The organism is Egibacteraceae bacterium, from assembly GCA_040905805.1.
Lineage (GTDB): Bacteria > Actinomycetota > Nitriliruptoria > Euzebyales > Egibacteraceae > DATLGH01.
This window is the reverse complement of sequence record JBBDQS010000138.1, coordinates 32,114-46,952: the sequence shown is the minus strand read 5'-3', so window position 1 is coordinate 46,952 and position 14,839 is coordinate 32,114. Positions and strand designations below refer to the sequence as shown.

Annotated in this window: 12 protein-coding genes and 1 tRNA gene; 11 read left to right on the top strand and 2 right to left on the bottom strand. The window is 72.0% G+C overall.

Annotated features, from left to right (window positions below; all coding sequences use genetic code 11):
- The first annotated feature begins 45 nt into the window (after window positions 1-45).
- The 3 genes from WD250_15285 to WD250_15275 all read left to right on the top strand — a co-directional run bounded on the left by WD250_15285 (window position 46) and on the right by WD250_15275 (window position 4,720).
- Window positions 46-1,569, top strand: a complete 1,524-nt coding sequence (locus WD250_15285) for a DivIVA domain-containing protein (protein MEX2621578.1) — start codon at window positions 46-48, stop codon at window positions 1,567-1,569.
- Window positions 1,566-4,604 carry a UPF0182 family protein gene (locus WD250_15280; protein ID MEX2621577.1) on the top strand — a complete coding sequence of 1,013 codons (3,039 nt, stop codon included), beginning with the start codon at window positions 1,566-1,568 and terminating at the stop codon, window positions 4,602-4,604. Before WD250_15285 ends, WD250_15280 begins: the two co-directional genes overlap by 4 nt.
- 42 nt (window positions 4,605-4,646) lie before the next feature.
- Window positions 4,647-4,720: transfer RNA gene (locus WD250_15275), tRNA-Met, on the top strand.
- Between the two features lie 87 nt (window positions 4,721-4,807).
- Here the strand turns inward: WD250_15275 and WD250_15270 are convergent.
- Together WD250_15270 and WD250_15265 are read right to left on the bottom strand one after the other, a co-directional pair.
- Entirely contained in the window at window positions 4,808-6,091 is a 1,284-nt protein-coding gene (locus WD250_15270; protein ID MEX2621576.1) for a site-specific integrase, read from the bottom strand.
- Window positions 6,088-6,426, bottom strand: coding sequence for a helix-turn-helix domain-containing protein (locus WD250_15265; GenBank protein ID MEX2621575.1), 339 nt, complete (start codon window positions 6,424-6,426; stop codon window positions 6,088-6,090). Before WD250_15265 ends, WD250_15270 begins: the two co-directional genes overlap by 4 nt.
- A gap of 128 nt (window positions 6,427-6,554) precedes the next feature.
- On the opposite strand from WD250_15265, the gene WD250_15260 reads away from it, so the two are divergent.
- The 8 genes from WD250_15260 to WD250_15225 are packed head-to-tail and all read left to right on the top strand — an operon-like array spanning window position 6,555 to window position 14,740.
- Window positions 6,555-7,547: a hypothetical protein gene (locus tag WD250_15260; protein MEX2621574.1), complete on the top strand. Its 993-nt coding sequence runs from the start codon at window positions 6,555-6,557 to the stop codon at window positions 7,545-7,547.
- Entirely contained in the window at window positions 7,540-7,737 is a 198-nt protein-coding gene (locus tag WD250_15255) for a hypothetical protein (GenBank protein ID MEX2621573.1), read from the top strand. The genes WD250_15260 and WD250_15255 overlap by 8 nt, the downstream gene beginning before the upstream one ends.
- Complete coding sequence (locus WD250_15250; GenBank protein MEX2621572.1) at window positions 7,734-8,639, top strand: conjugal transfer protein; 906 nt, start codon at window positions 7,734-7,736, stop codon at window positions 8,637-8,639. The genes WD250_15255 and WD250_15250 overlap by 4 nt, the downstream gene beginning before the upstream one ends.
- 10 nt (window positions 8,640-8,649) lie before the next feature.
- Window positions 8,650-8,967 carry a hypothetical protein gene (locus WD250_15245; GenBank protein MEX2621571.1) on the top strand — a complete coding sequence of 106 codons (318 nt, stop codon included), beginning with the start codon at window positions 8,650-8,652 and terminating at the stop codon, window positions 8,965-8,967.
- Window positions 8,942-9,361, top strand: a complete 420-nt coding sequence (locus tag WD250_15240; GenBank protein MEX2621570.1) for a hypothetical protein — start codon at window positions 8,942-8,944, stop codon at window positions 9,359-9,361. The genes WD250_15245 and WD250_15240 overlap by 26 nt, the downstream gene beginning before the upstream one ends.
- A gap of 2 nt (window positions 9,362-9,363) precedes the next feature.
- Entirely contained in the window at window positions 9,364-11,847 is a 2,484-nt protein-coding gene (locus WD250_15235) for an ATP-binding protein (protein ID MEX2621569.1), read from the top strand.
- Window positions 11,844-13,583, top strand: a complete 1,740-nt coding sequence (locus WD250_15230) for a type IV secretion system protein (protein MEX2621568.1) — start codon at window positions 11,844-11,846, stop codon at window positions 13,581-13,583. Before WD250_15235 ends, WD250_15230 begins: the two co-directional genes overlap by 4 nt.
- Window positions 13,580-14,740: a peptidoglycan DD-metalloendopeptidase family protein gene (locus WD250_15225; GenBank protein MEX2621567.1), complete on the top strand. Its 1,161-nt coding sequence runs from the start codon at window positions 13,580-13,582 to the stop codon at window positions 14,738-14,740. The genes WD250_15230 and WD250_15225 overlap by 4 nt, the downstream gene beginning before the upstream one ends.
- Window positions 14,741-14,839: the final 99 nt, after the last annotated feature.

Here is a 14,839-nt window from a genome sequence, read left to right as displayed (position 1 = left end):
ACCGGCCTCACCTAGACTGCCGGTCTCGCCATGAAGGGAGCGGCGTTGTTCACCCCTGAAGAGATCCACGGGCGCGAGTTCCTCGTCTCCCTGCGTGGTTACGACCGTGCGGAGGTCCGTGCGTTCCTCACCGAGGTTGCCGACACCGTCCGGGAGCTCGAAGCCCGCCTGCAGGCGGCGGAGGGCAAGCTCGACGCGCTGCCTGCCGCTGAGGAGACCAGCACAGCCCCGCACGAGACAGCCCCGCACGAGGCGTCCGAGGCCGAGGAGCAGTTCTTCGACATCGGGCCCGAGACCCAGCGCATCCTCGACGCCGCGCGGGAAGCGGCGATGACGATCGCGCGCAAGGCCCGTGTCGACGCCGACCGACAGGTCCAGTCGGGTCGACAGCAGGCTGCGCGCCTGATCGCCGAGGGTGAGCAGCGCCGCGAAGAGGCGGAGGAGATCGTGGCCGGGCTGGAGGCGGCTCGGGCCAACCTCTCCCAGCAGCTGCGCCAGATCGCCGGGACCGTCGATCAGGTCATCAACGAGCTCGCGGCGCCCGCGCTTCCTGCCGCGACGGTGCGGGAGGCGCTGACCGCCGGGCTCACTGCGTCGGCGGACGTTGCCGCGGCGCCGATGGAGGTTGCTGAGCCGCCCCTGCTGGCGCAACCGGAGCCGGAACGCCATCACCCGCCCGAACCGGAACCAGAACGTGGACACGAGCACGAACCGGAAGGGCCATCGGAGGCGGAGCCGGAGCCCGAGGCGGAAGCGTTACCGGAGCCGGTACCGGAGCCCGAGCCAGGGCCGGACCCGGAGCCCGAGCCGGAGCCCGCGGCGGAAGCGGTACCGGAGACGCAGCCGGAGCTGGCCGGCCCCGTCGGGCTCGCCGCCGCTGAGGAGGACCCCGCCGACCCCCACGGCCTGCGCGGCGCGGCCCTGGAACCCCTGCGTCCCCAGCTGGTCCGTGCGATCAAGCGGGGCCTCCAGGAGGTGCAGAACGTGGCGCTTGATCGGCTACGTCGCACCGGCGGCGACGTCGAGCCCGAGTCGCTGGTGAGCGAGGAGATCGAAGCGATCCGCCACGCTGCCGTTGCGCCGCTGCGCGAGGCCTACGAGGCGGGCTTGGCGGTCGCATCCCTGCTGGTCGACCGCGACCTGCCGTCGCCGGACGGCCAGCGCGCGCTGGTCGACGCGTTCATGGCCGAGCTGTCGGAACGGGTGCGCAAGCCGCTTGCGGCCACCTTGCGGATGGCGCGATCCGCCGGCGAGGAACCCCAGGCGTGGTCCGAGCGCGTGAGCGGGGTGTTCGTCGAGCTCAAGGGCACCGTCGCCCATGAGCTCGCCGTCACGCATCTGCTGCGTGCCTACGAGCTGGGCATGTTGGACGCGTGGATCGCTGGCGGCGTCACGCACCGCCGATGGGTGCTGGGCCGGGAACCCCGCTGTCCTGAGGCCCGTTGTCGCCACAACAGCCAAGCCGGTGTGGTGGCCATGGGTGCCGCGTACCCTAGCGGGCACGACGCCCCGCCGGTCCATGTTGGCTGCAGCTGCACCACCCTTCCCGTATCGGAGCCTTCTTCATGAGTTTTCTCGACCAGTTGCGGCGCCGTTGGTGGCTGCTCGTGCTGGCATTCATCGTGGTCCTGCTGCTGTTCGGCACGAGGGTCGCGACCTTCTACACCGACATCCTGTGGTTCGACAGCCTCGGCTTCGCGCACGTCTTCTGGACGCTCCTGACGACGCGGGTTGGTCTCGGGATCGTGGCGGGACTGGTCATGGCCGGCCTGCTCGCCGGCAACCTGATGCTCGCCCGCAAGCTCGCGCCCCCGTACCGCATCCCGTCGGCACAGGAGGAGGGCGTCGAGCGCTACCGGGAGGCGGTCGAGCCGTTCGCGCGCCCGCTTCTGCTCGGGGTCGCGGTGCTGATCGGCGTGCTGTCGGGCTTGTCGATGGTGGGCGAGTGGGACACCTACCTGCTGTGGGCCAACGCCACCGAGTTCGGGATCGACGACCCGCAGTTCGCCCGCGACCTCGGCTACTTCGTCTTCATCCTGCCGTTCCACGCACTGGTCAACTCCTGGCTGTTCACCGCGCTGGCGCTGACGATCGTGCTGACCGCGGTCGCGCACTACCTCTTCGGCGGCATCCGTCCGCAGTCGCCCGGCCAGAAGATCGCCCCGCAGGTCGCCGTGCACCTGTCGATCCTGCTGGCCGGGATCGTGGCGGTCCGGGCGTGGGGGTTCTGGCTCGACCGCTACATGCTCAGCTACTCGCAGCGCGGCACGGTCACCGGGTTGTCCTACACCGACGTCAACGCCCAGCTGATCGCCCTGCAGCTGCTCACCGTGATCGCGGCCGTGACCGTCGTGCTGTTCCTGGTCAACCTCCGCTTCCGTGGGTGGCTGCTGCCCTCGGCGGGTGTCGGCATCCTCGTCGTCGCCGCGGTCGTGCTCGCCGGCGTCTACCCGGCGGTCATCCAGCGGCTGCAGGTGGACCCGCAGGAGCTGCCGCGGGAACGCCAGTACATCGACCGCAACCTCGACATGACGCGGTTCGCGTTCGGCTTGGTGATCGACGACGACGTCGAGTTCGAGCGCTTCCCCGCTCGCTCGTCGCTGACGCCGGAGCAGGTCGCGGACAACGAAGCCACGCTCGAATCGATCCGCATGTGGGACCCGGCCACATTGCAGAGCACCTACGCCCAGCTGCAGGAGCTGCGGACCTACTACGACTTCCGTGACGTGGACGTGGACCGCTACCCGTTCGCCGACGGCGTCGAGCAGGTCATGCTCAGCGTCCGGGAGCTGAACGAGAACGACCTGCCGGAGGCAGCCCAGAACTGGCAGAACCGCCGGCTGGTCTACACCCACGGGTTCGGGTTCGTGGCCAGCGACGTGAGCATCGCCGACGGCGGGGGACAGCCGGTGTTCTTCGTGCGCGACATCCCCCCGGAGGGCGACGAGGCCCTGGAGGTGGACAACCCCCGCATCTACTTCGGGGAGAACCCGCCGCAGTACTCGATCCTGAATACCGAGGTCGCCGAGCTCGACTTCCCCGTCGACGAGGGCGAGCCGGAGCGCTACGAGTACACCGGTGACGACGGTGTCAGCGTCGGCGGGATGCTCGGGCGCCTGGCGTTCGCGTTTCGCTTCACCGAGCCGAACTTCGTGCTGTCCGACCTGCTCAACGCGGACAGCAAGGTGATCTTCAACCGCAACATCCGCGACCGGGTCGAGGCTGTGGCGCCCTTCCTGAAGTTTGACCACGACCCCTACCCGGTGGCGGTCGACGACAAGGTGAAGTGGGTGCAGGACGCCTACACCACGACCGACATGGTGCCGTACTCCGAGCGCATCGACCTGGCGGAGCACACGCTGGCCGAGCAGCGCGAGCTCGTGCCGACCCAGGGGCCGGACGGGGAGCTGGCCCTGGTCGAGCAGACCCGCCGGCTGCCGGGCTTGACCGGCCGGGCCAACTACATCCGCAACAGCGTGAAGGCGGTCGTGGACGCCTACGACGGCACCGTCACGCTGTACGTGATGGACGAGGACGACCCGATCATCGGCGCGTGGCGCGGCGCGTTCCCCGAGAGCTTCACCCCCGCGGAGGAAGCCAGCGAAGAGCTGCGCGCGCACTTCCGGTACCCAGAGGACATGTTCCGGGTGCAGGCGTCGCTGTTCGAGACCTACCACATCCAAGACGCCGACCAGTTCTTCTTCAAGGAGGACGCCTGGGAGATCCCGGTCGACGCGGCGTTCATCCAGAACCAGCAGGGGTTGCCGCAGCAGCAACGGCAGGCTCCGCGGCCCATGCGTCCCTACTACCTGCTCATGCGGCTGCCGGGCGAGGTGGACGAGGAGTTCGCGCTCATCCAACCCTTCGTGCCGGTCAACCGTCCCAACCTGATCGGTTGGCTCGCCGGTCGCAGCGACGGCGAGGATCTCGGGCAGCTCAAGGCGTACCTGATGCCCCCCGACAGGACGGTGTTCGGTCCCGGGCAGGCGCAGGCGCAGGTTGACCAGAACGACGACATCGCCGAGCAGATCGGGCGCTGGAACGACTCTGGCGCGAACGTGATCTACGGCAACCAGCTCGTGATCCCCATCGAGGACTCGTTGCTGTATGCGCAGGCGATCTTCCTGCGGGCCGAGCAGGGCGAGATCCCCGAGCTGCGCCGGGTGGCGCTGGTCTTCGGCGAGCGGGTCGTGTTCGAGGAGACCCTCGCCGACGCGCTCGGGGCGATGTTCGGGCCGGAGGCTGGCGCCGTCGTGGACCGGGGTGGACAGTCGCGCGACAGCCTGCCCGGTGACCCGGCGTCCGGCGAGGAGCCGGGGGAGGGCGGCCCCATCGTCACCCAGGACCCGAGGGTCGCCTCGCTCGTCAACGATGCCCTCGCACGGTTCGCCGAAGCGGAGGAGGCGCTGATGGCCGGGGACCTCGGGGCCTACCGCGAGCTGACCCGGGACGCCAACGAGCTGTTGCAGGAGGCCCAGGGGCTCATTGAGGGCACCGCTCCGGGCACCGAGGACGCCGACGACGAGGCCGAGGACGAGGAAGAAGCGGAGACCGACGCCGACGCCGACGCCGAGGGCGAAGACGAAGACCCGCCTCCGGTCTGACCCGCGGTTGCAGCCCCTCCGGGACGCTGCTACCGTTTGCCTCGCGAGGTGGAGCAGTTCGGTAGCTCGCCGGGCTCATAACCCGGAGGTCGCGGGTTCAAATCCCGCCCTCGCAACTCCGAGAAACCCCTGGTCAGCCGGGGGTTTTCTCATTTTCGCATCGGGCGCTCCCGCGAACGAGATTGCACCAAGATTGCACGGGGTCACGCGGAGCCCTCCTCGTCGTCCTCGTTGACTCCTGTGGTGGCCTCTGCGTCTTCGTCGGGCTCAGGCTCGTCGAAGATCGCGTCGGCCAGGCTCTCCGCCGCTTCGGCTTGCATCCCGGGCATGACATGGGCGTAGGTGTCGAGCGTGAACGCGACGGAGTGATGCCCGAGCCGTTCGGAGACGATCTTGGGGTGCGCGCTGCGGGCCAGGAGCAGGCTGGCGTGCGTATGCCTGAGGTCGTGCAGCCGGATTTTGGGCAGGCCCGTCGCCTTGACGTGCGCGCGGAACATCTCCGACAGCCAGTCGGGGTGGATCCACATGCCGTCTTCGCGGGCGGCGATGAGGTCGAGGTCGTGCCAGGCCGGACCCCAGCGCCGCCGGTCGTCGAGCTGACGTTCGCGGTGCAGCTTGAGGGCCTCTAGCGTGCGCCGGTCGAGGTCGATGGTCCGGCGGCTGCGGGGGCTCTTGGGCACCGACAGCTGCGGGTGCCCGTCGACGCTGGCGAGTCGCTGGCGCACCGCCAGGCGCGCCGAGTCGAACAGCAGGTCCTGCCAGCGGGCGCCACCGACCTCGCTGCGGCGCATGCCGGTGTTGGCCGCGAGCATCCACACGGCGAACAGCCGGTCGTCACGGACGTGGTCGAGGAAGGCGTGCAGCTCCTCGGCCGACCAGACCCGCATGATCGCCTGCCGGGCGACGCTGGCCATGCGGTAGGAGGGCGGGTCGGCGTTCACGGCCACGTTGCGGGTCAACAGGCCCCAGCGCACCGCGTCGCTCAACGCCTTGCGCAGGATGACGTGGACCTCGCGCACGGTCTTGGGGGCCAGGCCGCCCTTGTCGTCGGTGCGCCCGTGCGCGAGCAGCTCGGCGTAGAGGCGGTTGAGGTGGGTGGGCTGGAGCTTCTGGATGGGCAGCGCGCCGAGTCGCGGGATGATCTGGTTGCGGATCTTGCGGCTGTACTCCGCCCAGGTGGTGGCCTCGAGGGTGGGCGGCTTCATGGCGGGAAGCCACCGGATCGTGAAGAAGTCCTCGAGTGTCTCGGTGGACGACTCGACGTAGGAGTCCTGAGCGATGGCCTGCACGATCTCGTTCAGGGCATACTCCGCGGTCTCCCGCGTGGGGAAGCCTCCGCGAAGAACCCGCTTGCGGTTCTTGCGACCGGGCACCGTGTCGACCGCGAAGTACCAGCTGTAGTTCGGGTGCCCGCAGGCACAGCGCCGAGCGCGCGGCTTGAGTCGCGTGAGGCACTTCGAACAGCGGCGGAAGACCTGGCCGGTCATCGTGCGGTCACCTGCTCACCGTTGTGCGGGGCGGGTACGGGCGCGCTGCCAGCACTCTGCTCCCGCTCGGGGTCTCCGGCCGGCAACTCGGCGGCGTATCCATCTGCCGCGCCGAGCAGCGCGAGCAGCCGCGGCGTCGGCACGAGCAGCCGCCGGCCCAGCCGCAGGGTGGGGATCTCCCCGCGGGCCACGGCCCGGTAAGCGCTGCGCCGGCTGATGCCGAGCATCTCGCCGGCCTCGTCCACGCTCAGCGTCGGGGGGAGCTCACTCAGGCGTGCGGTGCTGTGGCGCGTGTGGCCCCGGCTTCCCGACGCCGATCTCCGCGATGTCGACATGGGGTCCTCTCCCTTGCGGTTGGCACGTGCAACCACGTGATGTCGCACGCTTCGCTCGGCACTGTAGCGTCGGATGCCATGCGCTGTAAAGGGTTGATTTATGGTTTCTCGTGGTAGACCATGGCGGCATGCAAGGTGGCGCACGTGTCCAGAGGGTCGGCGAGGTTCTCACCGCGCTGGCGGTGCCCGCCGGCGCGGCAGCCTTTCTGCACCGACTTGGGGAGAGCCCGCGGTTCCGCGTCGACTGGACCGACCTCGACCTGTGGTTGCAGGTCACGCCCTTGGGCGACGTGGGGGCGGCCCTGCTGCGGCTGGCCGGCCTGGCGGCGGCCTACTGGATCCTGGCGAGCGCGATCCTGTACCTCGTGGCGCGCGCCAGCGGGATACCCGCCGCCATCCGCGCCGTCGAGTGGGCGACCCTGCCGGTTGTCCGCCGTGTGGCCGACCGGGCGGTCGCGATCGTCCTGGCCGGGTCCTCTGTCGCAGTCGGGACTGGCCCAGCGGTGGCCAACGAGCTGCCCGTGTGGCCGCCGCCGGTCCACCACACCGACACCAGCCCGCTCACCGGCGACATCGACATCGACGTACCATCCGTCCCCGGCCTACCGCCGCCCGCTCCCGCCTCCCCCCGAGCGGGAGCGGGCATCCCCCCACTGCCCGGTCCGCACCCGGCCTTGCCCGACGAGCCCGGGATCGACGTGACCGGCCGCGACGACGATGCGCCCGACGCCGGCGAGGAAGCGGCCCCGGGACCGGCCAGCGACGAGGCCACTGGCGGTGAGGCTCCCGCCGAGCCGGCTCCGGCCCAGGCTGCCCAGGACGCTGCTGCCCAGGACGCTGCTGCGACGGACGGCACCCCCGAGGGGGCTTCGGTCGCGGACGCGTCGGGGCGGCAGCCCTACGAGGTCGTGGCAGGCGACAACCTCTGGGTCGTCGCCGAGGCGGCCCTGGCAGCGGACTGGGGCCGTGCCCCGTCGGTGACGGAGGTCGCCCGCTACTGGCGTGCGGTCACCGACCACAACCGCTCCCGGCTGCGGTCGGGCGACCCCGACCTGATCCATCCCGGGGAGCTGCTCGAGCTGCCCACCGTCCCGACACCCGAGGAGGCACATGATGGCTGACCTGACGATGACCCGCGCCGCGACGACGCACCGTCGCCTGGAATGCGAGCTCGACGAGCTGGTGGGCAGCGGTGTGCTGCTCGACCCCACCGCGCTGCGCCGGCTGCGCGGCGTGCTCGACGACGCGATCCCGGTGGCCGACGCCTACGCCGAACGCGTCGCCGGGCTGTCCGAGGACGCGGTCGCGTGACCGGGACCACCCACGACGCCGCGGCGTCGGTCGAGCCTGGGCCTCGTCGAGCGCCTCGCGTCCCATCGTTGCTGCTGACGCGGCTCCTGCACGTGGTGCTGTGGCTGCTGGTCGCGGTGGCTGCAAGCGCCGGGATCGCCTCGCTGCTCCTGCATGCCAGCAGCGACACCGCAACGGCAGCGGTCCAACTGCCGGCGGACACCACCGCTGCGGAAGCCACCGCCGAGGTGTTCCTGTGGGCCTACCTCGGCGGGGCCGGCAGGGGGCAGGAAGCAGCGGTGGAGCCGTTCCTGGCGCAGCCGGTCGACCTGCGCGCGGTCACCCCCGGCAGCCAGTACGTCCTGCGGACCGCTGTGGTCGCCAGCGACGAGCAGGCCCCCGGCTACTGGGCGGTGACCGTCGCTGCCGACACCCTCGCCGCAGACGCCGGCGGCTACGAGCCCCAGGGCGTGCGCTACTACACCGTCGGGGTCTTCGACAGCCCCGGCGGTCTGGCGGTCACCGGCCCGCCCAGCCTCATGGCGGCACCGCCATCCGCCGGCGAGCCCGCACGCCTGGCGGTCACATCGCTCGGGCGTCCGGAGCCGGGGGAGGCGTTGGAGGCCGCCGAGCGGTTCCTGCGGGCCTACCTGGCGGGCGACGGCGAGGTGGACCGCTACACCGCCCCGGGGCTCGACCTCGTGGCGGTCTCGCCGCCTGCCTACGTCGAGGTCGTCGTGCAGCGTGCCGGGCTGGTGCGGCGCCGCGCCGGCGGCGTGCTGTTGCGCCTGGAGGTCGCGGCCACCGACGACGCGGGGCGCACCGCCGTCCTCGGCTACTCCCTCGACGTCGTGGAGCGCGCCGGGCGCTGGGAGGTCACCACGGTCCACCCGGCCGCGCCTTTGTCTGCACCAGCCACCTGAAGGAGGAGCCATGTTCGAGTGGGCCCACGGGATCATCGACCAGATGCTGACGCTCATCCGGGCGGGGATCGTGGTGTTCGCGATCATCACCGTCTCGATGATCTACGCCCGCACCAAGGCGGTCGTGCCGGTGGCAGTCGCGGCGCTGCTCGCGGGCGCGGTGATCTGGGCGGTCAACAACATCGACTGGTTCGAGCGCAAGGTGGGGCAGGAGACCATCGCGCTCGCCCCCGCCCTCGCCGAGCCCCTCCTGGGCGCCGACGGGTTGAGGTTTGCGGCTGCCGATGGGCCGGGTGACGAGCGTGAGCGAGCGTTCCACCGAGCCTGAACGGCTGCGTTGCCGCAGCTACACCTTCGCCCGCCGCTACCCGCTGGTGATCGGCAAGATCGGCGGCTGGTACCCGTGGTGGGGACCGATGACGGTCACGCAGTACGCGGTGCTGGTCGTCACGGCGGTGCTGCTGTTGCAGACCCGTGCGGTGTGGGCGCACATGCCTGGTCCCGTCAACCTCGTGGTGGGCCCGGTTGTGCCGCTGGCGTTGGCGTGGCTCGTCCGCCATGCCCGGGTTGAAGGGCGCTCCCCGGTGCGTGCCGCCGTCGGGGGGCTGACCTACCTCGCCGCACCCCGTCGGGGCGTGTGCCACGGCCGTGCGGTGACCACACCGAGGCCCCAGTGTCCGCGCGGCGCCGCCGTGCCCGTCAGCGAGCACCGGGAGCCGTAGCCGTGCGCCTGCCGGTCCGCGCCGTCACCGGTCACCTCCTGTGGGGCCGGGACGCCAGCGTGTGGGCTGCCTACCGCATAGAGCCGGTGACCTTTCCCCACCTGCCGGTGGCCGAGAAGCTGCGGGTCCACGCACGGCTGCGCGCCGCGCTCGCCCAGATGCCGGGAGAGTCGATGCTGCTGGGCGTCGCGCGCCTCCTCGACCCCGGTGAGATCGTGGAGGCGATGGTCGCCGGCGTCGACCTCGACGCGTGCCCTGCCTGGCGGGCCGGCGCGACCGACACCCTTGACCAGCTCATCGGCGCGGAGACGCGCGAGCGCCGTCACTACCTCGTCACCCGGCTGCCGGACCGCCGCGCCGGCCGGTCATCGTGGGCGGCCGCCACGCTGGGGGTCGGGGAGCGCTTCGGCCTGCCGCCAGTGCCGGTCAACGCGGGTGCGGTGCAGGCACGGCTGCGCGACGCCGCCCTCGTCGAGGCCCGCCTGGGCCGCTTCCTCGCCCTCGAGCGGGTGCCTGCCGGCGAGCTGCGCTGGTTGTACGCCCGGGCGGCCCGTCGGGGCACCGCTGAGCCCTACCTCGATGATGCGTGGACCGACGGCGAACGCCGTGTCGGCGACGGCGACGCTGGGCGGGTCACCGGGCCGTCGCTGCAGCCCCTGGCCGACGGTGTCTTCTACGAGGGCGGCACCCGCGAGGATCCGGCACGGCCCTCGCACCGCCGCTACCTGCGCGTGGACACCGTCACTGGCACGGGCTACCAGGCTCACCTGGCGGTCGCGGACATGCCCCGCGAGTTCTTCTTCCCCGACGGCGGCGGCGAGTGGTTCCGCCAGCTCGACACCATCGGCTACGCCGTCGACTGGTGCGCGCGCCTGACGGCGGTGCCCAACGAGGACGCCCAGGTCCGGGCCCGCCGCCAAGCCCGCCAGCTCGCCAGCCAGTTCGAGGAGCACGAGGCCGAGACCGCCGGGCTGCCCCACGACCTGGTCGACGCGGTCGCCGGGGTGGACGAGGAACGCGGCGAGCTGGCCGCGAACCGCAGCGAGCCCGAGCTGCGCGTCAGCCTGCTGCTGGCCACGTGGGCCAGCGACCTCGACGGGCTCGAGGCTCGCTGTGAGCAGCTGCAGGCACAGTTCACCGCCGCCGAGTACGGTCTGGCCCGCCCTACCGGTGGTCAGCTCGCGCTGTTCACGGCCATGCTGCCCGCCAGCCCCACGCCAGCGGTTGCTCGCGACTACGCGCAGTTCCTGCTGCCCCGGGACCTGGCCGCGGGCGCGCCGTTCGTGGGGCACGAGGTCGGCGATCCGCAGGGCATGCTGCTCGCCGAGAACCTTGGCGGGTCGGGTGGGCGCCCGGTGCTGCTCGATCCGGCATGGGGTCCCAGCCGATCGCGGTCGGGCTCTGTCGGCGTGGCGGGCAACCTCGGCAGCGGCAAGAGCTATCTGATCAAGCGGGTGCTGCACGCCACGCTGGCGCGGGGTGGCAGGGTCGTCGCGCTCGACCGGACCGAGCGCGGCGAGTACGTGGCCGCCGCCGAGGTGCTGCCCGGTCGGACGCAGATCGTCCGGCTCGCCGCCGACGCGCCGGTCTGCCTGGACCCCATGCGGGTCTTCGCCGGCGACGAGCGGGCCGTGGTCGCCACCGGCTTCCTGACCCTGCTCGCCCAGGTGGCGCCAACCGATCTTGAAGGGGTGGCGATCGCCGAGGCGGTCGAATCCGCCTGTGCCCATCAGGACGCGACCATCGGCGCGGTCGTGGCCGAGCTCGAGCGCCTCGGGCAGGAGGATGGCGCAGCCAGGACCGTCTTCCGCAAGGTCCGCGCGATGGCGCGCAGCCGGCTCGCCGGCCTGGTCTTCGACGCCGACCGTGAGCTGCTGGCCATCGACGCCGACTACCTCGTCTTCCACACGCCAGGGCTGGCTCTGCCCCGGCGTGAGGACCTGGCCGCCTCGCACCTGTCCCCCCAGCTCCTACCGGAGCAGGTGCTGTCACAGGCGTTGCTGTACCTGGTGGCCGCCATCACCCGGCAGGTCACCTTCTCGGACTGGTCCCGGTTCGCAGCTGCCTGCCTGGACGAGGCGTGGGCGCTCACGGCCAGCCTGCAGGGCCGCCAGCTCGTGCTCGACTTCGTCCGCGACGGCCGCAAGCACAACGCAGCGGTGTGGCTGCTGTCCCAGCACGCCGACGACCTCGGCGACGACCAGCTCGCGCACCTGCTCGGCAGCCGTTTCGTGTTCCGCCAGGATCCGGGTGCGGTCCCCGCCGCGTTGCGCTTCCTCGGCATCGACGGCGACTCGGCGGCAGGAGAGCTCCTCACGCACGCGCAATCGGGCCAGGCCCTGTTCCGTGATGGGGACGGCCGCGTCGGGTTCATCCAGGTGCTGCCCGCGGATCCGGATCTGCATGCCGCCTTCGACACCAACCCGTCGGCCGGTCCGCGTGTGGAGGCCAGCGGAGAGGCACCCGGACTGGCGGCCCTGGCATGACGGGTCGGACCGTGGTCGTGCTGCTCGTGGTGGTGCTGCTGCTCGCCGACGGGCAATCCGCGGCCGCCGAGACCCTCGTGCCCGACGAGCCGACCGGCGCCTACCCGACCTCACGCTACGAGATCTGGTACGCGCAAGGGGGGTTCACCGACGTCAGCGGCCGGGTGCTCGGCTTGAGCAGCGAGGTCGTCTTCGGCGCGGTGCGGATGCTGGTGTCGGCTGCGGTGTGGGTGGTCACCTGGGCCTACGCGTTCCGCTTCGCGGGCGCGCTCGCCGAACCGGCCGGGCGCCTCGCCGAAGCCTACCAGCACCAGCTCGTCGGTCCCCTGGAGCTGCGCTACCTGGTGCTGTTCGCCGCCGTGGTCTACGGGGGATGGCAGGTGCTGCGCAACCGGATGGCCCGCGGCATCGGGGAGCTGCTGGTCTCCGTGCTCGTGCTCGCGCTCGGCGCCGGGCTCCTGGCCGCCCCCGCCGAGGCCTTCCGCCGGGGCGTCGGCGTCACCGCGGCGCTGTCGGCGGCCGTGCTCGAGGTGGCCACCGGCCGGACTGTGGCAACCAGCGGCGATCCCGTGGACGGCAGCCCGGAGGGCGTAGCAGACGCACTGCAGCCGCTCACCGACGGGGTCAGGGACGCCTTCATCGCCCAACCCCACGACCTGCTCAACTGGGGCGAGATCCTGAGCGGCGACTGCGCGGACGCGCGCGACGAGGCGCTGGCGACCGGACCCCACGGCACGGGTGACGGGCCACGTGAGCTCATGGCGGCGGCCGGCCCGGCCTGCAGTGCCTACGCCGAGTTCAACGCCCGGCCTTCCGTCGAGCGGCTCATGGGTGCCTTGCTCGTGCTGCTCGCCGCGTTGGTGGTCCTCGCGGTGATGCTGCTGGTGGCGTGCACGGTGGTGGTCGCGCAGCTGGTCGCGGTCGTGCTCGTCGCCGCCACGCCGTTCGCGGTCACCCTGGGCGCGCTGCCCGGGGGCGGCCGGCAGCTGCTGTGGCGCTGGGTCGCGGCCGGTCTGCGCTGCATCGCGGTGGTCGTGGCGATGGCGGCGGTGCTGGCGTTCATGCTCGTGACGACCGCCGCGCTGCTGTCCAGCGCCGGCCACAGCGTGCGGGAGCGACTGGCCATCCTGGTGCTGGCCACGGTCGCCATGGTGATCCTGCGACGGCGGGTGCTCGCCGGCACCCAGGCGTTGGTGGCGCGTGTTGGCCGCCGCCTGGAGGGTGCCCGCATCGGCGGCACGCACGGCGGCGGCTGGATGCGTCCCGCGCTCGCCGGTGGCCTGTCCGGCCTCGGGGCGGGCCGGCTGGCCGGAGAAGGCGAACATGACCTGCGGGAGCTCGCCCGCAACCGCGCCGTCATCAGGGCGCACCACTTCGCCAGCGTCCACCGGGCCCACCGTCGGGCAGGCACGCAGATGCCGGGCGAGGGCACCGGGTCCGGCGCCAGCCGGACCGCCAGCGCCAGCGCACGCGTCGCCAGGCTGACCGGCAGCGGTCTGCGGACGGCCGCGAACCTGACCATCGACCTCCCCAGGGCCGCGCCGCGCGGGGCCGCACGGGTCCACGCGGCCACGGGTGCCGCGACGCAAAGGGTCCAGCAGCGTCTGGCCGCCGCCGCCGGGCAGGCCCGCTCCACCGGGCGCGAGTGGCGCCAGTCCGCCGCCCACCCCGTCGATGCGTACCGCCGCGAGCTCCTCCGGGCCCGCCAGCGGCAGGTTCAGGGGAGTGACGGGTGAGCGGGCACGGTCGGGCGCTGGCGGCCCGTGCGGGCCGGGTGCTCGCCGCGCGCCACCCGGCGGTGCTCGCCATCGCCGCGCTGCTCGGACTGGCCACCGGGCTGATCGGGCTGCTTGTACTCGTCGCTACCCTCGGCGTCGCCCCCGCGCGTGGGGACCACGGCTTGGCGGTGGAGGGAATCCCTGCGGTGGTGCTTGACGCGTACCTCAATGCCGAGACGCTGTCCCCCCACCTCGGCGAGGGCTGCGCGGTCCGCTGGCAGATCCTGGCTGGAATCGGCAAGGTCGAGTCGGGCCACGCCAGCCACGGCGGCGCGACGGTGCTGGCCGACGGCACCGTCGACCCGCCCATCATCGGCATCGCCCTGGACGGCACACGCGGCACCGCCCGCATCCCCGACACCGACGGCGGCAGGTGGGACGGCGACCCGGTGTGGGACCGTGCCGTCGGCCCCATGCAGTTCATCCCGTCGAGCTGGGAGCGGTTCGGTCAGGACGGCAACGGTGACGGCACCCGCGATCCCAACAACATCTACGACGCGGCGCTCGCCGCCGCCGCTCACCTGTGCTGGACCCGCCCCGGGGACTACACCGACCGACAGCAGCTGTCCCAGGCGCTGCTCGCGTACAACCGCTCGAGCGCGTATGTGCGATCAGTGATCAGCTGGATCGACCAGTACGACCATCTCGACCTGGCAAGCACGGGAGCACCCCTCGCTATCGGCAGCTACGCCCTGCCGGTGCACCGTGACCTGCTGACGCTCCCGTTGCTGCGGCGCCCGCACCACACCTACCCCGCCTGGGACCTCGGACTAGCCGAGGGAACCCCTGTCTACGCCGTCCACGGCGGCGTTGTCGTCAGCGTGCCGGCGCGCAACAGCCGCTGCGGCCTGGGGGCTGTCGTAGACGGCGACGACGGGTACCGCTACATCTACTGCCACGCGTCTGGGGTCGCCGTCGCCCAGGGTGACCGTGTCGCAGCAGGCGATCTGCTGCTGTGGTCGGGCAACACCGGCAACTCCACCGGACCGCACCTGCACCTCGGCATCCGCGACGCAGCGGGCCGCAACCGCTGTCCGCAAGATCTTCTGGTCGCCTGGTACGAGGGCATCCCGCTGTCGCCTGACGCGGCACCCGCTCGGGGGTGCACGCACTGATGGCCGCCCACCTCCCCCGACGTCGCGCCACACATCGCCCGAGGTGTGCGCTGCCTCGTTCGTCTGCTCGTTCGCTGCCTCGTTCGCCTGCTCGTTCGC